The following is a 17,250-nucleotide window of genomic DNA, read 5'->3' as shown; positions in this document are numbered from 1 at the left end:
GAGGTACAACATATGTGGTTAGGGGTAATCACCCTGTTTCCAGAGATGTTTCGTGCCGTTACAGACTTTGGTGTTACGGGTCGAGCCGTCAAAAGCGGCCTGCTAGAGGTGCAAACGTGGAATCCTCGTGATTTCACCCATGATAGACACAGTACTGTGGATGACCGCCCTTACGGTGGTGGCCCAGGAATGTTGATGATGGTGCAACCTTTACGCGATGCTATCCATGCAGCAAAAGCTGCTGCAGGTGATGGGGCAAAAGTGATTTATTTGTCACCTCAGGGACGTAAGCTGGATCAGCAAGGCGTGACTGAGTTGGCTAAATCAGACCGATTGATTTTAGTGTGTGGTCGATACGAAGGTGTTGATGAACGCATTATTCAAACGGAAGTGGATGAAGAGTGGTCTATCGGTGATTATGTGCTTTCGGGCGGAGAATTGCCGGCAATGACGTTAATCGATTCAGTGGCTCGTTTAGTACCTGGTGTATTAGGCAAGCAAGCATCAGCAGAGCAAGATTCTTTCTCTGAAGGTTTACTGGATTGTCCTCATTATACACGCCCTGAACAATTGGATGGCATGGATGTACCGGCAGTGCTGTTAAGCGGTGACCACGAAAAAATTAGACTCTGGCGTTTGCAACAAAGTATCGGAAGAACTTTTTTGAGACGACCAGAATTATTTGAAAATCTAGCTCTGACTGACGAACAAACGACTTTATTAGCGCAGTTCGTGAATGAAACGGACAAGTCCGCATAGTCAATGCTCAGTTAATTCTAGAATGGAGTAGTTATGAACAACATCATTAAAATGCTCAACGATGAGCAAATGAAAACAGACGTACCTGATTTCGGTGCTGGTGATACAGTAGTGGTTCAAGTACGTGTTAAAGAAGGTGATAAAGAGCGTCTTCAGGCTTTTGAAGGTATCGTTATCGCAAAGCGTAACCGTGGTCTGCACTCTGCATTCACAGTACGTAAAATCTCTAATGGTGAAGGTGTTGAGCGTGCTTTCCAGACGCATAGCCCATTAATTGCTAGCATCGAAGTTAAGCGTCGCGGCCGTGTACGTCGTGCTAAGCTGTACTATTTACGTGAGCGTTCAGGTAAATCTGCACGTATCCGTGAAAAATTGGCAACTAAGTAATAGTTACCGATTAAAAATAAAGATGCAGTGTTCGCACAACAACCCGCCGAAAGGCGGGTTTTTGTTTGTGGGGCTTTTAAAAAATCATAACAATTAATAAAGTAAGAATAGCTAAGAAAGTGATAACAATTAATTAAATGATAACAGCGGGTAGAAAGCTCTCCGCGAAAGCACAAAATTCATGGCTGTTTTTATACATCACATCTTCACGAAGTCGTTTTTACTCCTTTGTGTAAATAAGCCTTGCTCTAGGAGCTTTGCACAGGCATAGTTGCTTTAACGTTGTAATGGTGTAGCGGTACAAAAATACAATGTCACTGTGCAATACCTAAACATAAATCTATTAGTGACCTTTGGTCTGTCGTCAAAAGAGAGTATTAGTATGCAGCAAGATACGATTAACAATGTGCACATCAGTTCAGAGCAAGTTTTAGTCACTCCAGCAGAGTTAAAAAAAGAACTGCCACTCTCTACTCATGCTTATCAATATATTCTTAATGCACGTAAACAAGTCGCTGATATCGTGCATAAACGCGACAACCGTGTGCTCGTTGTGACCGGTCCTTGCTCTATTCATGATATCGATGCCGCCAAAGAATACGCATTAAAGCTGAAAAAACTCCATGATGAGTTAAGCGGTGAATTTTATATCTTAATGCGTGTCTATTTTGAAAAGCCGCGTACTACCGTGGGGTGGAAAGGATTAATTAATGATCCTGATATGGATGAGTCATTTGATGTTGAAAAAGGCTTAAGAATGGCACGTGAGTTAATGATTTGGCTTGCAGAGCTTGAGCTTCCCATCGCAACAGAGGCATTAGATCCCATTAGCCCGCAGTATTTATCTGAGCTCGTGACCTGGTCTGCCATTGGCGCAAGAACCACAGAATCTCAAACTCACCGCGAAATGGCATCAGGCCTTTCGATGCCAGTGGGCTTTAAAAATGGCACCGACGGGAAACTCGAGGTGGCCATTAATGCACTCAAGTCTGCAGCAAGCAGCCATCGCTTTATGGGTATTAACCAAGAAGGCCAAGTGGCATTACTACAAACGGCTGGTAATCCAGATGGACATATTATTTTACGTGGGGGTGCAACACCCAACTATGATGCGGCGAGTGTTGCACAAAGCGAAGCGCAAATTCACAAAGCAAAACTCAGTGCTCGTTTGGTCGTTGATTGTAGTCATGGAAACTCTTCAAAAGATCATTTGCGTCAGAAAAACGTTTGTGAAGACGTATTTAACCAGATTGAGGCAGGTAATAAATCGATTATCGGTGTTATGCTTGAAAGTAACCTCAATGAAGGAAATCAGAGTTCAGATAAGCCATTAGCAGAGCTAAAATACGGTGTTTCTGTTACTGATGCATGCATTGATTGGGAAACCACTGAAACCATTTTAAGACAAGGCGCTAACCAGTTGTCTGCAGTGTTACCGACTCGATTCGATATGCTACAGGTTGCCAACGGTTAATGGATAATAATATGAACGAAAAGACGACGGCTGATCTTGAGAATTTACGCGACCTTATTGATGGTGTCGATCAGCAACTGTTGCACTTACTGCGTAAACGTCTTGATTTAGTTGCTCAAGTTGGTGCGGTAAAGCATTCTGCTGGCGTGCCAATTTATGCGCCTCAGCGCGAAGCATCAATGCTGGCGAAACGTCGTGCAGAAGCACAAAACATGAATGTGTCGCCACAACTTATCGAAGATATCTTGCGCCGATTAATGCGTGAGTCTTACTTGAATGAAAAAGATGTTGGCTTTAAACAAGTTAAGCAAGATTTAGGGCATGTAGTCGTGGTTGGCGGCCAAGGTAAGTTAGGCCAGTTGTTTACCCAAATGCTGACGCTGTCTGGTTACAAAGTAAAAAGCATTGATAAGAATGACTGGCAAGATGCTAATGCTATTTTTGACGGGGCAGGCTTAGTGATTGTCACCGTGCCGATTAATGTTACCTGTGAAGTTATCCGCGAGAAATTAACCCAATTACCATCAAATTGTATTTTAGCAGACTTAACCTCTATTAAAGAAAAGCCGCTAGCAGCGATGCTAGCCGCCCATAAAGGCCCTGTAGTCGGTTTACATCCTATGTTTGGTCCAGATGTAGGTAGCTTAGCTAAACAAGTCGTGGTGGTCTGTCATGGTCGTCAACCGGAGGCTTACCAATGGTTATTGCAACAAATTGAGATTTGGGGCGCACGAATTGTTGAAGCTGAAGCTGAACGTCATGATAATGCGATGCAACTTGTTCAGGCAATGCGTCACTTTTCGACTTTTGTTTACGGTTTAAATCTGTGTAAAGAAGAAGCCGATATCGATAATCTATTACAGTTTAGCTCGCCTATTTATCGATTAGAGTTAGCTATGGTCGGCAGATTGTTTGCTCAAGATCCTGAACTTTATGCCGATATAATTTTTGCCCAACAAGGCAGCCAACATGCGATTAGTGATTATTTAGATAATTATCGTGATGCGCTTGCCATGCTTAAATCAGGTAATCGCCAAGAGTTTGTTACACAATTTCAACGTGTCGCAAAATGGTTTGGTGATTTTGCGCCTCAGTTCCAACATGAAAGCCGTGCAATGTTACAATCAGTCAATGATATGAAGACAGGTTAATCATTTTTAATCGATCAAATTATTGCCAAACAGTAACACAAGGCTTATGTTTAGCTAACGAGATGAACCGATTTTGGGGTTTATTCATCGTTAGCTAACATCTAAAAAACTTGCCTTCGGAGGAAACCCATGTCGATGACACCATCGCATATGCTACCTGTACAACAGGTTGAAGATAATTCCCTTGGGCATTTTCTTTACGGCTTAATGAGTGCTTTTCCACTATTTTTTGTTCCTGTGTTACTCAGCTTATGGCTTAACTTGATTCAAAAAAATGTTAATCCTGACTCTGTGCTTGGTAGCCATTTACGCTGGCAACGCATGAGTATTATCGGTTTATGCCCATTTTTTATCGCGGGTTACTGGATTAGCCCATTATGGTTAAGTTTGCCAATGTATCTTGTCGGTGTCAGTTGGTTTAGTTACCGTATTTTCAAAGGCTGGATAAGCCTAAATGATGGGCTAGCAGTGTGATTTATTGTTAAAGCCTAGATAACGTTGGAATAAAAAAGCCGAGAATTATCTCGGCATTTTTTATGGGCTTTAAACACATTTTAGGCCTGATACAAACCATGAATAATGTCTGCCTGAGAAACATCATCTTGTTGCAGTAATACGATAGCATCAGCCTTAAGCTGTTTTACTGCGTTAGCATGAGTGCTTAATAATGCTGGATTGACGCAGAAGCTGGTATTAACTATCACAGGTAAGTGGCTACGCGATTTAACTTCCACCACGCCAGCTAAATCGAGGCTGAGCTGCTCTGGGTGAGTAAAACTTCTCACTCCTGATTCACATAATCCAAGTTGTTGATTGCCATGGCTGAGCACCGTATCAGCGGCTTGCAACCAATCGTCAATGCTTGCCATTGTGTTACGTTCTAATATGACCGGTAAATTAACGGATCCAATTAACGCTAACATGTCTGGGTTGTACATTTGTTTACCGGCCAGAATGATCATATCGGCTAATTGACTTGCCAAGGTGAACTCTTGCTCTTGATCAATTTGCATTATGCACAGTAGCCCTGCTTGTTCAATCACAAGGGCATGTTGCTTGAGCTGCTGTTCACTCATTTGATTTTTTAAATCGTTAAGCAGTATTGCTTGAAACCCCGCTTCTTTAATTAGCTTAGCTTGCGTTGCTAGTACGGTGTTGTCTATTGGCAAATTAATCTGTTGTAGTGCGCTGAATTGACCTGCACCTAACTGCATATGCTGACAAACAAGCTGGGTATCCTGTGCCTTATAAGCGCGAGAATGTTTAGCTTGGCTACTCAGTTGCACTTTAACCGGTTCCTGCTTAGAGCTGTCGGGTTCTATTAGCAGCTGAGCTTGTGATAGTTGCGTGGGCTTAACAGTTTCGCATGGATAACAACCTAACACTTTGATAAAGCGTGTTAACCGCTCTAGCTCTTTAATCGCTTGTTGTACTTTCGTTGTGGCTAAGTTGCCATCTATGTCTAAATAGAACATTTCTTCCCATGGTGTACCAGGAATAGGGCGAGACTCAAGCTTACTCATGTTGAGATTATGGGCTTTTAATACTAATAGTGCTTCAACCAGAGCGCCGGGCTTTTGCCCTGTTGCCATAATCAATGTTGTTTTGGCTGGTAATTGCGATGGCACTGCAGAGGCCTTTCTGGCGACAACAATAAAACGACTCTGATTTATTTTTTGGTTAGCTAAACCGTTTTCAAGTGCCACCAATTGATACAATGCACCGCCTTCAGCACTGCCAATCGCGGCGACTGAGTTATTGCCGGCCTCAATGACTTTTGTCATTGCCTCAGCACTGCTCGAACAATATTCGAGTTTAATGTGCGGGTACTGGCTTAAATAACGGCTACATTGACTTATCGGCTGTGGGTGGGCATAAATCGTTTTGATATCAGCGAGCTTACAATCTGGTTTTGTCAGTAAGCAATGGCCAACTTCTATTGTCGTTTCACCGACAATGGATAAGGTTGTATGTTGCAAAACATCATACACTTCGTTGATTGAGCCTGATGAGGTGTTTTCTATCGGCAAAAAACCATAATCGGCATGTCCTGACTCAACAGCATTTACTATGTCATCAAAACTTTGACAGCCAAAATCAATCATTTCAACCTGACGACGTGAACAATAGCGTGTAGCCGCTAAATATGAATATGAACCTCTGGCGCCTAAGTAAGCCACAGTATATTGCTGTTTTTGAGTGTCAGGATTTGCTCGGCCGTGCAAGTAGGTTTGTTGAAAGAGCACCGAATCTTCAATGATGCTTTGGTAAAGCGATATGACAAAATGTGCATCGAGCCCTTGATCACGCCCTTGCCGTACTAAGCGTTCTAGTAACTCTTTTTCCCGTTGAGTATCACGTATTGGTCTGGCATCGATTTCTTTACTGCGCGCGACATTTAAGCTCAATTGACGACGTTTAGATAACAGTGTTAGCAGTGATTTATCTAACGCAGTTATTTGCTCACGAGTTTGACTTAACTCTGGTGGTTTTTGCATATTGACCTCAATGTAACGCGATTTACTGGCGTATCAAATAATACAGCAGTATACATAAGACAAAAAAGCCTCCCAGTGGGAGGCTTTAGAATTTTCATTTTCGTTTTTACACAGAAAATCCGCCTCCGAGGGTGGGCTGAATAAAAAAGAAAATAAAAAAACGAAATATTTTTGTGTTCATAGGGTAAAACTAAAGCCACTGCGTTAACCTGTCAATGTAATTCTACTCAACAAGATGTCATTATAGGCAAAAGAAAGCGCACCCGAAGGTGCGCTGGTAAAAGATAATTAACATCAAGCTGCGTTTTCCTCCTTATAGACATACTCAAATTCGCTTTCTGTGTCATTGGGTAATGATACGTGGCGTTGAGCCTGGGGTTTGTGAGTCAGGCGGTTTAGCTGTTTTTCCAGCTTTTGTCCCATTGCAGTAATCGCTGCGTATAGGTTTTCACTTTTCGCCTGGGCAAATAAATCTCCACTAGGTAATCCAACCGAAGCCTCAATTTTAAACAATTGCTTTTCTTGTGTGATAATAACGTGCGGATTAATTAACTGTATATCGTGTCGAGATAGTTTTTCTAATCTTCCTTCAATACGTTCGCGGATGAGGGCAGTGACTTCAAGTTGTTTGCTAGTGATTTTCAGCATATTTAGAACCTTCTTGTTGTTTGCTTAAGTTCAGATTACCAAGGTTAGCCATAAAAGTTGTGATCTAAATCACATTTTTGCAGGCTGTTAGTGTCGAGTGCAGCATATTTGACCCCTTAGACATTTTTGATAATTTATCGTTAAAATGTACTTGTATTACGTCGACGATAGGCCCATATTTGAATGGATAAGCAGTTCCTCAATTACCTTTTTTACCAATAAAAATCTAAAAAAACCTCTTCAGGGCAACATGTTTTCAGTATTTTCGCTTTAGCTGTACTTTCTCTATTTGTTTACCAAGAATTCTCTTTTGTTTACCAATAACTCCCTATTTAGCCGCAATACCTTTACCTAAATGATTTAAATCATTTTTTATTCGCTTATAATCGAGCAATAAGCAGCATGTTAAGAGTGATTATTAATGAGTATAGAACAACGTAAAATTAAGGTATGGGATTTTCCTACTCGTTTATTCCACTGGGTTATGGTGGCGCTATTGGGTGGATTATGGTGGACTGCTGATATTGGGGAGATGCAGTGGCACCAAGTGCTGGCTTATGTATTAATGACACTCATTGCGTTTAGATTGGTGTGGGGATTTGTCGGCAGCGATACGGCAAAATTCAGTCACTTTTTTGTCTCACCTAAAAAAGTTATTCAGTATGCGACCAGTCAACCGAAACCCTCATCCATTGGCCATAATCCTCTAGGAGGGTACATGGTATTTGCATTGCTAGGGTTATTAGCATTGCAATTGACCACAGGGTTATTTGCGACAGATGATATTTTTACTGAGGGCCCGCTGATACACCTTGTGTCGTCAGATACCGCCTCTTGGTTAACCTGGTTACATAAAACAAATTTTAATATTATTTTGGCGTTGGCAGCGATTCATATTTTGGCTGTAATAATACATGTGGTTAAAGGCGATAATATTCTAAAAGCGATGTTCAGCGGTTATAAGCAAGTTGGGGAGCATACCGCAAAGCCCAATCTACGCTCACCTTGGTTGGCTTTGGTTATTATTGCTGTCATTTTTGGTTTTATTTGGTGGCTATTGCTGGAGCCCGTGGTGAGTTTTTTATAAATAAAGAGAGTGTTGCTGGTTGTGAACAGTGAAAGCGAGCGAAAATGTTATTCTAATAAAGTAAGTCTGACAACCTGTAGATAAGTCTACCCTTGTTTTATGTACATCATCATGAGCGAAAAACACATGCAAAAAAGCCCATAATTTATGGGCTTTCAAACGTCTAACTCGATTTAGATTGTGATAAAGACAGTCTTAATCTTTTTTGTATACGTCATGACAACCTTTACAGCTTTTACCAGTGTTAGCAAAAGCTTGTTTAATGAGGTTTTGGTCAGCAGATTTAGCTGCAACAGATAATGCCGCAGCGTTATCTTGAAATTCGGTCATTTTGCTGTCGAAATCTGCTTTGTCCTGCCAAATTTTAGCAAGTGCTTCGGTGTCGCCTTTATCAGAACCAGCGATAAAACCTTCGTGAGGCAGTTTAGATAGCGCTGCAACATTGTCTGCACGGCTGCTGAACACTGTCGCATCAAACGGCTTTTTACCTTTTAACATTGCACCCATGTCACCAAAATTATATGCAATCAAACCAAATGCAGATTGACGATATTCAATCGCGTCAGCAGGTTCTTCAAAGTTGTGGGCAAATGCGGCAGGGATTAATATTGCTGTCGCTGCAATAGCAAGTAATGTCTTTTTCATCATGATCCTTCTCTTCTTTCTAGTAATAGCACGGGTTCCATAGCACTTAGTTAAGCCTGTTACACATATCATTATGAGAGTAAACGTGTAATCAGTCACAGTTTTATTCTACACAATTTTATTGCAAAAATGCGATTTGTTTTATCAAAGGTAATCAAGACTGTATTTTGCAAAGTACTCAAGTTAATTGATACACTTGTACTGTTTCGGCATTACTACAAAGAGAATAAAAATTATGCGTGCCAACTGGAATTTAGTTGTAGATAAAATATTAACTCATACAAATGATGAAGATCTATCAGTGTTGTTTCAATTATTGCTAACAGAAGAGGAGAGAAGCGCTGTGTCTGGCCGTTTACAGGTGTTCCAAACGTTACTTGCCGGAGAAATGAGCCAACGACAGATTGCCGCTGAAAATCAAGTGAGTATTGCCACCATTACACGTTGCTCAAATTATTTAAAGAATATGTCGCCAAGCCAGCGAGCCAAAGTCAGAAAGTTAATTCTGGATTAAGAGATTGGCTCTTTAGTGTGTTAAGCACTTACTGGCGGATGCTTTTAGGGTACTTATGGTGTCGGTAGCTTGAACGTCTCATCATTAAATAAACGCCGTAGGTGACTAAGCACAATGCAAATAATGTGCTTGAATCTCTTGGATAGAAACGGTAAAGACTGAGCGCTGAAAAAACATAAATAAAAGGCATCAGACCATACAAGGTTTCAGGAACTGCCCCTGGTTTACGCTTTCGCTTGGGATCTGTGCGACGATTTTTTGAACGTAAGTTATAAACGTGGGCACCGTATAAGTAGACCACTATGGAAGCGACTAAAGCGTAGCTTGGCTCAAGTAAAAATAGGCTTACCGTGCCAACGATCATATAGCTGTAAGGTAGTAATTCGTATACGGGTTTGATTAACATAAGCACTCCGTCGCTATGTATTAATTCTTATATGGATAGACAATTAGTGAGGATCTTCACTACCTTGTTGTCCTTTACAGTAGTGGCGATAAGTCTGACTAATTGTGGTTACTTAACCTTGACTCAGGATATAAGGATGCACTTATGCTATTAAAAAATCAGCACGTTAATCCATCTCACTTTTAAGCTTGTCATTGGTTATGCTAATAAGGTTAATTGCGGCTGCAATAGCTAGCCTATCGTAAGTCGGTTTAACGCTGTTAGCTGAGCAAAGGATTGTTTGAAATGAGTTTATTATTCCTAGCATCCCTAGCTCATGTTATTTACGTGTTAATTATAACGTATAAAAAAAGGCACTGCCTAGAACTTAGACAATGCCTTGATGTTTTTTCAAACTTTCTAATGACGCAGAGAGGATTTATCTCAGCATTATTAGTGACAGCCGCAGCCGCCATTACCATCACAACCCGGTTTCTCAGAACCACAAGAGCCGTGTTCATGGTCGTGATCATGTCCGTGACTACCACAGCCGCCTTCAGCATGAACGTGCCCGTGAGCGAGTTCTTCTGCCGTTGCTTCACGTACTGCAATCACTTCTACACTAAAGTGTAATGCTTGACCTGCAAGTGGATGGTTTCCATCTACAACAATCACATCATCTTTCACTTCAGTCACTTGCACAGGACGTTGTCCGAGCTCTGTTTCTGCAATAAAGCGCATGCCTGGAATAATGTCTTCAACGTCACCAAATGCGCTAATTGGAACTTCTTGTTTTAGGCCTGGGTGATATTCGCCGTAACCTTGAGCCGCAGGAATATCAGCTTCAATTTTTTCGCCGGCTTCTTTGCCTTCTAATACTGATTCGAGTCCTGGGATTAAGTTGTCTGTACCTTGCAAGTAAACCATTGGTTCACCATCAAAAGAACTTTCAATTAACTCGCCTTGCTCATCAGATAAACGGTAATGAATAGTGACCGCTGCATGTTTTGAAATTTTCATATCGCCTCCAATTCGTGATGTGCGCATCATACCGTACTTTATTAGCAGCCTGCGATGACAAACATCAGTTTTTGCTTATCCAATCACAGCTTTTTTAATTTTGTAAGCGACTTGTTAAAATGTTTACGTTAATGATGAAAATAAATCAGCTTAATCAATCTAAGAACTGATGCTTAGGTCCATTATGCTTATATTCGTTAGGTAAGGTTTTTTCTACATAATTACATTTTTAAGGTGTCAGCATATACTACTGAAAAATAATAGATTATCCTTTTCTACGCATCGATTTACGTTGACGTGAACAGGGTGTCAATGAGTGGTTAGCTATTCCAATGTCGCTATTTTTAAATTATGAAATTCAAAAATAATATAAATCAACTCGTTTGTTAAAATAACTTGAAAATAAACTGTAAGCAGGGGTTGACAACTGTGGGCAAAAAAAGCAATTCTGTTACCCAATGTATATCAGCTAATTCGGCAGCTTACTATTGTGTGTTGCTAAATGAAAACAAGAGATTATCAGATGTATACCCTTATGCTCGTTGTAATTACTACCATTACAACCACCACTATTACCATAGTGGGGGCGGGCTGATTACACCCTAAAAGATTTGTACAACAAGCCCGCTTCCCACAACAGAAGCGGGCTTTTTTGTTTTTAATTCAAGTATATTAAATTAATGTCGTCATTGTTTGGTGACAGGGAGAAGTAGATGAAGGTAATGAAATTTGGCGGAACGTCGCTGGCGAATTGGTCTCGTTTTTCAATGGCAGCAGATATTATTGCAGATTCTTCATCTGCTGAGCCTGTCGCTACGGTACTTTCAGCTCCTGCAACTGTGACAAATGCGTTACTCGAAATGGTTGATCTCGCGGTTAGCCAACAAGATTACCAACCTGTGTTAGAGCATATCAATCAGGTTTTTAACAGTTTATTTAGCGAAGCGTCAGTGTCGTTACTGAATAAACCGCAGTACGAGATGTTAGTCGCTAAGTTAGCGGCGCAAATGCTCGTTTGGCAAGACAAGCTGCATGGGGTTAAGTTATTGGCTGAATGCCCTGACAGTGTTCGAGCTCAAATTGTTGTAACGGGTGAACGTTTGTCTGCAGCGCTAATGGAACAAGTCATGTTAGCTAAGGGGCTTACTTCGGCGCAATTAGATCCTGTTGCACTGTTTTTGGGGCATGGTCAGCCTTTAGAGTCGGTTGTTGATATTAGCGTGAGTAAGCCGCGTTTTGCTGCTCTGCCGTTAGATCAATATCGTGTATGGGTGATGCCTGGCTTTACTGCAGCAGATGCACACGGCAATGTGGTGACGTTAGGGCGTAACGGTTCAGACTATTCTGCCGCAGTACTCGCCGCTTGTTTAGATGCGTCAAGTTGTGAGATTTGGACTGACGTTGATGGGGTGTATAACACCGACCCTCGTGTCGTCGCTGATGCAAAACTGTTATCGCAATTAAGTTATCAAGAGGCGATGGAGCTGTCTTATTTTGGCGCTAAAGTATTGCACCCAAAAACAATCGCACCCATTGCGCAGTATCATATTCCTTGTTACATCAAAAATAGCTTCAATCCATCAGCTCCAGGCACGTTAGTGTCAAATGAGGCTGACCAAACAGGGTTACAAGTTAAAGCCATTTCAAATCTAGACAATCAAACCATGTTTAACGTATCAGGCCCAGGCATGAAAGGCATGGTGGGAATGGCGAGCCGTACGTTAGCCGCTATCTCTCGTAGTGGTATCTCTGTGTCATTGATTACTCAAAGTTCGTCGGAATACAGTATTAGTTTTTGTGTGGCGACTCATGATGCAAACAAAGCGAAATGGGCTTTAGAGCAAGAGTTTGAGCTTGAAATAAAAAATGAATTACTCGAACCCATCGAGCAGCGCCAAGACTTGTCGATAGTGTCACTTATCGGTGATGGTATGAAAACGCATAAAGGCGTAGCGGCTAAGTTTTTCAGTGCCTTAGCTAAAGCCAGCGTGAATATTGTGGCTATTGCCCAAGGCTCATCTGAGCGCTCTATCTCAACGGTTATTCAGCAAAAAAAGACCAAACATGCCATTGGTGCGTGTCATCAAGCCTTTTTTGATGTTCAACAATATGTAGATGTGTTTTTAGTGGGAAGTGGCAATGTTGGGGCTGGATTATTAGACCAAATAAAGCAACAAGCGGCCATGTTGAAAGAACAGCATATCAGTATTCGAGTCTGTGGCATCGCCAATTCGAGCCAAATGCTACTCAATAGTGAAGGTATAGAACTCAACGATTGGCAGACATTACTGGTAGAAAAAGGCCAAGATTATGACTTAGCCAAATTACTTGAGTGGGGTCAAGAACAGCAACTATTGAACCCAGTATTGGTTGATTGCACGTCAAGTGAATTGGTGTCAGACCGCTATATTGAAGTGATGAATGCCGGCTTTCATGTGGTAACGCCTAATAAGAAATCTAACACTCGCGACTATGCTTATTATCAGGCTCTGCGCCAAACTGCGTTAACCCAACGTCGTCAATTTTTATATGAAACGACTGTAGGTGCAGGTTTACCAGTTATCGATAATTTGAAAAAATTGCTTTATGCCGGTGATAAGTTGCATAAATTTAACGGCATTCTTTCGGGATCGTTATCGTATATATTCGGTATGCTCGATGAGGGTATGAGTTTATCTGAAGCAACAACAATTGCGCGTGAGAAGTGCTTTACTGAGCCCGACCCTCGTGATGATTTAAGTGGTATGGATGTCGCTCGTAAAGTGTTGATCCTTGCTCGTGAGGTCGGCTTACCACTTGAGTTAAGTGATATTAATATCGAATCTGTTTTACCTGCCACATTTGACGACTCAGGTGATGTAAACCAATTTATGGCTAAATTACCTTCATTAGATGCTGAAATATCAGCACGCGTCAATGCAGCTAAAGCCCAAGGTAAAGTATTGCGTTATGTTGGCCAAATTGATGAAGGCCAATGTTATGTAAGAATTGTTGAGGTTGATGCAACCGATCCTTTATACAGTGTTAAAGGCGGCGAAAATGCACTGGCATTTTATAGTCGCTATTATCAGCCAATTCCGTTTGTTCTAAGAGGTTATGGTGCTGGTACAGCGGTAACTGCCGCAGGTGCATTTGCTGATGTACTCAGAACCTTAAATTGGACTCGTGAGGTTGGGCTATGAATCAAGCGGTAAAGGTCAGTCAAGAAATGCTTACCGTATATGCTCCAGCGTCAATGGGAAATGTAGGCGTTGGATTTGATTTATTAGGCGCGGCATTAGCCCCAATTGATGGTTCACTCCTAGGTGATAGAGTGATGATCAGTGTTGCAGACACGGGTGTACACTTTAGTCAAACAGGTGAATGGGCTCATAAATTACCACCCGAAGGTAAAGATAACATTGTGTATCAGTGTGCTGAGTTCTTTTTGAATAAACTGCAACGTAAAGATGGTGTGGCGATTTGTTTAGAAAAAAACCTCCCAGTAGGCAGTGGTTTAGGTTCTAGTGCAAGCTCTGTTGTGGCGGCTCTTTATGCGTTAAATGAACATTTTGGCAACCCATTTGGTGAGCAAGCTTTACTGGGATTAATGGGTGAATTTGAAGGTAAAATTTCCGGCAGTGTTCATTACGATAACGTTGCCCCCTGTTATTTGGGGGGCATGCAATTAATGCTCAATTCAAGCAATAAAGCCTGCGCGACTATTCCTAGCTTTGACAATTGGTATTGGGTGGTGGCTTATCCTGGTATTTCTTTATCTACCGCTAAAATGCGTGAGTTATTACCTGCAAAATATGATAAATCGGTCGCTATCGATTTTGGACGCTACTTAAGTGCTTTTGTACACGCGAGTTACCAGCAAGATGCACCATTGGCAATTGAAATGCTTAAAGATGTATTGGCAGAACCTTATCGTGCAGCGGCAATACCAGGTTATACCGATGCTCGAGCGGCATTGGCTGACTTAGGTATGTTAACGACCGGTATTTCGGGAAGCGGCCCAACGTTGTTTAGCGTTACAGACGATTTAGCCACGGCTGAAAAAGCCAAAGACTGGTTGATGCAACACTATATTTCACAGGCTGGCGGTTTTGCCCATGTGTGTAAATTAGATCAATTAGGTACCCGCTGCGTGTAACCGCAACTAGATATTATTTATTTGAAATTGAAAAAGGCAGTCGTAATGGAATTATATAATTTAAAACACCCATCACAGGTAGTAAATTTCAGTGAAGCAGTACAACTGGGATTAGGCAAAGACAGAGGGTTGTTTTTTCCAAAATCGATCCCTGTTTTAGCCGATATGGATGCCTTATTGGCATTGCCTTTTGCAGCAAGAAGCAAAAAAGTATTGGGTGCTTGGTTGGCCGATGAATTAGGTCAGGATAGCGTTGATAAACTTGTTGATAATGCGTTTACTTTTGATGTGCCGCTTACCAACGTTGACGAGAAGCGTGCTTGTTTAGAATTATTTCACGGCCCAACATTAGCATTTAAAGATTTTGGCGCTCGATTTATGGCTCAGTGTGTCAATTTACTTGCTGGTAATAAAAAGCTAACCATTCTCACTGCGACTTCGGGTGACACTGGGGCTGCAGTTGCTGACGCATTTTATGGTTTAGATAACGTCAATGTGATGGTGCTTTACCCAAAAGGTAAAATCAGTGAACTCCAAGAAAAAATGTTTACCACTCTAGGTAAGAATATTCACACCGTGGCGGTGACATCAGACTTTGATGCCTGTCAGCATCTAGTAAAACAAGCATTTGACGACAGTGATGTACGTGACGGATTAGCATTAAACTCGGCTAACTCTATTAATATTAGCCGTTTATTAGCCCAGATTTGTTATTACTTTGAAGCCGTGGCACAAGCCAAAAAAGCTGGTAATGATGAGATTGTTTTGTCCGTACCCAGCGGTAATTTTGGTAATTTAACGGCGGGTTTGTTTGCTAAAGCCATGGGATTGCCAATCAAACGTTTTATTGCTGCCACCAATAGTAATGATACGGTGCCTCGTTATTTGCAAGAGGGAGCATGGCAGCCACATAAAACGGTAGCAACCATGTCAAATGCGATGGATGTATCTGAACCAAGCAATTGGCCACGTGTTGAAGCCATATGTGAACAAATGGGTTGGCCGCTATCGTTAGTGACGGGCATTGCATTATCTGAAACAGATACCGCGGCCGCGTTAGCTCAACTGTATCAAGCGGGGTATCTTTCTGAGCCTCATGCGGCGATTGCAGCACATGCATTAACTTTGGGCTTAACAGGTAACGAAAGCGGAATATTTCTTGGTACAGCTCATCCTGCTAAGTTTAAAGATGTCGTAGATAAACAGTTATCTATTAATTTACCTTTACCACCAGAGTTAGCAGCAGTTGCACACAAGCCTATTTTATCAGCTGAGTTTGCCGCGGATTTTGATGTGCTTAAAGCACATATGTTTAAGGTGCTAGCGTAATCCAGCAATACTATTTGGAGTGAAATACGCTCAAGATCTTCTCAATGCTAATATGATAAAACACTTAATACTCGGATGACTGGTGTTAGGTGTTTTTTTATATTCCAATAGTATGATCTTGGTCATACCTCATTTTGTAGATCCTAGTGTAGATTAGAAAAAACGAGAATGTTGGCTATTATTTATACATGAGTATTGATTACCGAAATGACTGGAGAAGGTTATGTTGCAACGTCTAATGCGCGATCATAAACACATTGCCATTTTGTTGAATATCCTTTCAGATAAATTGACTCGATTAGCCGATGGGAATGGGGTTAATTTCAATCTTGTCAGGGATATTGTTGAGTACATGCAAGGTTATGCAGAACACAGTCACCATCCCCTAGAGGATATTATTTTTGATTATTACAGCAATAAAGCTGGCTTAGCGAATTGTGGTCAATTATATAACGAGCATCATCGATTGGCTGAAGCATCTGGATCGCTTATCTACAGTTTAAATATGATTTTGTCTGATGTGGTTATTTCTCGTGAAAAACTGATAAAAGACTTAAAGGATTATATCCAATTGCAGCAATTGCATATGGAATATGAGGAACGGGAGGTTTTTCCGCTTTTTGTCAGTACGTTAGACGATAACGATTGGGACAGGGTTGCAATCTTATGTCAGCAGCGTTTAGTTGATGATCCGCTTTTTAATGATAATGATAAATCCATGTTTGAGGACCTGCGAGCTCACATCGACAGGGTTGATAAGCCCTTTTAACCCTAAGCGACGGGTGTCAGAATAACAAAAAGAGCGCAATATGCGCTCTTTTTATGTGATGTTAGCGACAATCAAAGATTGTGCATTTGGATCATTAGAGAACTAATGTACTAACATCGAAATCGAATGAATCATCGATATCTTGCAATTCCTTGAGTAAACGTTGTTTGTCTTTAATGGCTTCAATTTCACGCCATTTACGTTTCTTGGACGAGCTTTTTGAGCGGCTTGGTCTTTCAACAACTTCGTCTAGCGCACCACCATAGTCTAATCGATCCATGGTAACCTCCCTTGTTATTATGATGTCTCTGCACAAATAAGTATCATATTTCAACTATAGGGTGCAACACTTGTGTTGCATTTACGTTACCAAAACATCACGTTTTAGTGAATATCGACTATATACAACAATAAAATACAGGTTTTACCTAGTTATATTCGATTTT

General features: G+C 41.3%; 17 protein-coding genes and 1 other annotated feature. Of the genes, 11 read left to right on the top strand and 6 right to left on the bottom strand.

Going from position 1 to position 17,250, the window contains the following annotated elements; genetic code table 11:
- The first annotated feature begins 12 nt into the window (after positions 1-12).
- The 5 genes from trmD (at position 13) to ACROAE_RS02185 (ending at position 4,245) form a co-directional block, all read left to right on the top strand.
- On the top strand, positions 13-759 hold the full coding sequence (gene trmD, locus ACROAE_RS02205) for a tRNA (guanosine(37)-N1)-methyltransferase TrmD (RefSeq protein ID WP_160053065.1): 747 nt from the start codon (positions 13-15) through the stop codon (positions 757-759).
- A gap of 33 nt (positions 760-792) precedes the next feature.
- On the top strand, positions 793-1,146 hold the full coding sequence (gene rplS / locus ACROAE_RS02200; RefSeq protein WP_188955527.1) for a 50S ribosomal protein L19: 354 nt from the start codon (positions 793-795) through the stop codon (positions 1,144-1,146).
- 382 nt (positions 1,147-1,528) lie between these two features.
- Positions 1,529-2,620 (top strand): 3-deoxy-7-phosphoheptulonate synthase, encoded by a 1,092-nt coding sequence (locus ACROAE_RS02195; protein ID WP_432399298.1) that lies wholly within the window; start codon positions 1,529-1,531, stop codon positions 2,618-2,620.
- 11 nt (positions 2,621-2,631) lie between these two features.
- The gene (tyrA, locus tag ACROAE_RS02190) at positions 2,632-3,771 is read left to right on the top strand and encodes a bifunctional chorismate mutase/prephenate dehydrogenase (RefSeq protein WP_432399297.1); all 1,140 of its coding nucleotides are present in this window, start codon (positions 2,632-2,634) and stop codon (positions 3,769-3,771) included.
- Positions 3,772-3,906: 135 nt separating this feature from the next.
- A complete protein-coding gene (locus ACROAE_RS02185) occupies positions 3,907-4,245 on the top strand; it encodes a hypothetical protein (protein WP_432399296.1) in 339 nt (112 codons plus the stop codon).
- An 80-nt stretch (positions 4,246-4,325) separates the two neighbouring features.
- Here the strand turns inward: ACROAE_RS02185 and ACROAE_RS02180 are convergent, their stop codons facing one another.
- Both ACROAE_RS02180 and hpf read right to left on the bottom strand, forming a co-directional pair.
- Positions 4,326-6,269 (bottom strand): chorismate mutase, encoded by a 1,944-nt coding sequence (locus ACROAE_RS02180; RefSeq protein ID WP_432399295.1) that lies wholly within the window; start codon positions 6,267-6,269, stop codon positions 4,326-4,328.
- Between the two features lie 58 nt (positions 6,270-6,327).
- Positions 6,328-6,448, bottom strand: a sequence feature (Phe leader region).
- Between the two features lie 115 nt (positions 6,449-6,563).
- Entirely contained in the window at positions 6,564-6,917 is a 354-nt protein-coding gene (hpf, locus tag ACROAE_RS02175; protein WP_101086362.1) for a ribosome hibernation-promoting factor, HPF/YfiA family, read from the bottom strand.
- A 421-nt stretch (positions 6,918-7,338) separates the two neighbouring features.
- Between hpf and ACROAE_RS02170 the strand changes: the two genes are divergently transcribed.
- Positions 7,339-8,004 (top strand): cytochrome b/b6 domain-containing protein, encoded by a 666-nt coding sequence (locus ACROAE_RS02170; protein ID WP_432399294.1) that lies wholly within the window; start codon positions 7,339-7,341, stop codon positions 8,002-8,004.
- 195 nt (positions 8,005-8,199) lie between these two features.
- On the opposite strand, the gene ACROAE_RS02165 is transcribed toward ACROAE_RS02170, so the two are convergent.
- Positions 8,200-8,649, bottom strand: coding sequence for a c-type cytochrome (locus ACROAE_RS02165; protein ID WP_432399499.1), 450 nt, complete (start codon positions 8,647-8,649; stop codon positions 8,200-8,202).
- 235 nt (positions 8,650-8,884) lie between these two features.
- Here ACROAE_RS02165 and trpR point away from each other — a divergent pair, with 235 nt between their 5' ends.
- The gene (trpR, locus tag ACROAE_RS02160; protein WP_432399293.1) at positions 8,885-9,163 is read left to right on the top strand and encodes a trp operon repressor; all 279 of its coding nucleotides are present in this window, start codon (positions 8,885-8,887) and stop codon (positions 9,161-9,163) included.
- 28 nt (positions 9,164-9,191) lie between these two features.
- Here the strand turns inward: trpR and ACROAE_RS02155 are convergent, their stop codons facing one another.
- Together ACROAE_RS02155 and slyD are read right to left on the bottom strand one after the other, a co-directional pair.
- On the bottom strand, positions 9,192-9,569 hold the full coding sequence (locus ACROAE_RS02155) for a hypothetical protein (RefSeq protein ID WP_432399292.1): 378 nt from the start codon (positions 9,567-9,569) through the stop codon (positions 9,192-9,194).
- A 432-nt stretch (positions 9,570-10,001) separates the two neighbouring features.
- Entirely contained in the window at positions 10,002-10,568 is a 567-nt protein-coding gene (slyD, locus tag ACROAE_RS02150) for a peptidylprolyl isomerase (protein WP_432399291.1), read from the bottom strand.
- Between the two features lie 713 nt (positions 10,569-11,281).
- On the opposite strand from slyD, the gene thrA reads away from it, so the two are divergent.
- The 4 genes from thrA (at position 11,282) to ACROAE_RS02130 (ending at position 16,804) form a co-directional block, all read left to right on the top strand.
- Complete coding sequence (gene thrA, locus ACROAE_RS02145) at positions 11,282-13,750, top strand: bifunctional aspartate kinase/homoserine dehydrogenase I (protein WP_432399290.1); 2,469 nt, start codon at positions 11,282-11,284, stop codon at positions 13,748-13,750.
- Positions 13,747-14,706, top strand: a complete 960-nt coding sequence (gene thrB, locus ACROAE_RS02140; RefSeq protein ID WP_432399289.1) for a homoserine kinase — start codon at positions 13,747-13,749, stop codon at positions 14,704-14,706. The genes thrA and thrB overlap by 4 nt, the downstream gene beginning before the upstream one ends.
- A gap of 45 nt (positions 14,707-14,751) precedes the next feature.
- Positions 14,752-16,035 (top strand): threonine synthase, encoded by a 1,284-nt coding sequence (gene thrC, locus ACROAE_RS02135; RefSeq protein WP_432399288.1) that lies wholly within the window; start codon positions 14,752-14,754, stop codon positions 16,033-16,035.
- A gap of 223 nt (positions 16,036-16,258) precedes the next feature.
- Positions 16,259-16,804 (top strand): hemerythrin domain-containing protein, encoded by a 546-nt coding sequence (locus tag ACROAE_RS02130; RefSeq protein WP_432399287.1) that lies wholly within the window; start codon positions 16,259-16,261, stop codon positions 16,802-16,804.
- Positions 16,805-16,898: 94 nt separating this feature from the next.
- On the opposite strand, the gene ACROAE_RS02125 is transcribed toward ACROAE_RS02130, so the two are convergent.
- The gene (locus ACROAE_RS02125; protein ID WP_160053078.1) at positions 16,899-17,084 is read right to left on the bottom strand and encodes a DUF3545 family protein; all 186 of its coding nucleotides are present in this window, start codon (positions 17,082-17,084) and stop codon (positions 16,899-16,901) included.
- Positions 17,085-17,250 lie beyond the last annotated feature (166 nt).

The sequence above is a fragment of the Shewanella sp. MF05960 genome (assembly GCF_050849305.1).
Classification (GTDB): domain Bacteria; phylum Pseudomonadota; class Gammaproteobacteria; order Enterobacterales; family Shewanellaceae; genus Shewanella.
The sequence above is the reverse complement of the archived record's forward strand: the minus strand, read 5'-3'. Positions and strand labels throughout refer to the sequence as shown.

Excerpts from the sequence above, each read along its gene's own strand:
- trmD (WP_160053065.1), top strand. The coding sequence starts at position 13 with ATGTGGTTAGGGGTAATCACCCTGTTTCCAGAGATGTTTCGTGCCGTT.
- rplS (WP_188955527.1), top strand. The coding sequence starts at position 793 with ATGAACAACATCATTAAAATGCTCAACGATGAGCAAATGAAAACAGAC.
- ACROAE_RS02195 (WP_432399298.1), top strand. The coding sequence starts at position 1,529 with ATGCAGCAAGATACGATTAACAATGTGCACATCAGTTCAGAGCAAGTT.
- tyrA (WP_432399297.1), top strand. The coding sequence starts at position 2,632 with ATGAACGAAAAGACGACGGCTGATCTTGAGAATTTACGCGACCTTATT.
- ACROAE_RS02185 (WP_432399296.1), top strand. The coding sequence starts at position 3,907 with ATGACACCATCGCATATGCTACCTGTACAACAGGTTGAAGATAATTCC.
- ACROAE_RS02180 (WP_432399295.1), bottom strand. The coding sequence starts at position 6,269 with ATGCAAAAACCACCAGAGTTAAGTCAAACTCGTGAGCAAATAACTGCG.
- hpf (WP_101086362.1), bottom strand. The coding sequence starts at position 6,917 with ATGCTGAAAATCACTAGCAAACAACTTGAAGTCACTGCCCTCATCCGC.
- ACROAE_RS02170 (WP_432399294.1), top strand. The coding sequence starts at position 7,339 with ATGAGTATAGAACAACGTAAAATTAAGGTATGGGATTTTCCTACTCGT.
- ACROAE_RS02165 (WP_432399499.1), bottom strand. The coding sequence starts at position 8,649 with ATGAAAAAGACATTACTTGCTATTGCAGCGACAGCAATATTAATCCCT.
- trpR (WP_432399293.1), top strand. The coding sequence starts at position 8,885 with ATGCGTGCCAACTGGAATTTAGTTGTAGATAAAATATTAACTCATACA.
- ACROAE_RS02155 (WP_432399292.1), bottom strand. The coding sequence starts at position 9,569 with ATGTTAATCAAACCCGTATACGAATTACTACCTTACAGCTATATGATC.
- slyD (WP_432399291.1), bottom strand. The coding sequence starts at position 10,568 with ATGAAAATTTCAAAACATGCAGCGGTCACTATTCATTACCGTTTATCT.
- thrA (WP_432399290.1), top strand. The coding sequence starts at position 11,282 with ATGAAGGTAATGAAATTTGGCGGAACGTCGCTGGCGAATTGGTCTCGT.
- thrB (WP_432399289.1), top strand. The coding sequence starts at position 13,747 with ATGAATCAAGCGGTAAAGGTCAGTCAAGAAATGCTTACCGTATATGCT.
- thrC (WP_432399288.1), top strand. The coding sequence starts at position 14,752 with ATGGAATTATATAATTTAAAACACCCATCACAGGTAGTAAATTTCAGT.
- ACROAE_RS02130 (WP_432399287.1), top strand. The coding sequence starts at position 16,259 with ATGTTGCAACGTCTAATGCGCGATCATAAACACATTGCCATTTTGTTG.
- ACROAE_RS02125 (WP_160053078.1), bottom strand. The coding sequence starts at position 17,084 with ATGGATCGATTAGACTATGGTGGTGCGCTAGACGAAGTTGTTGAAAGA.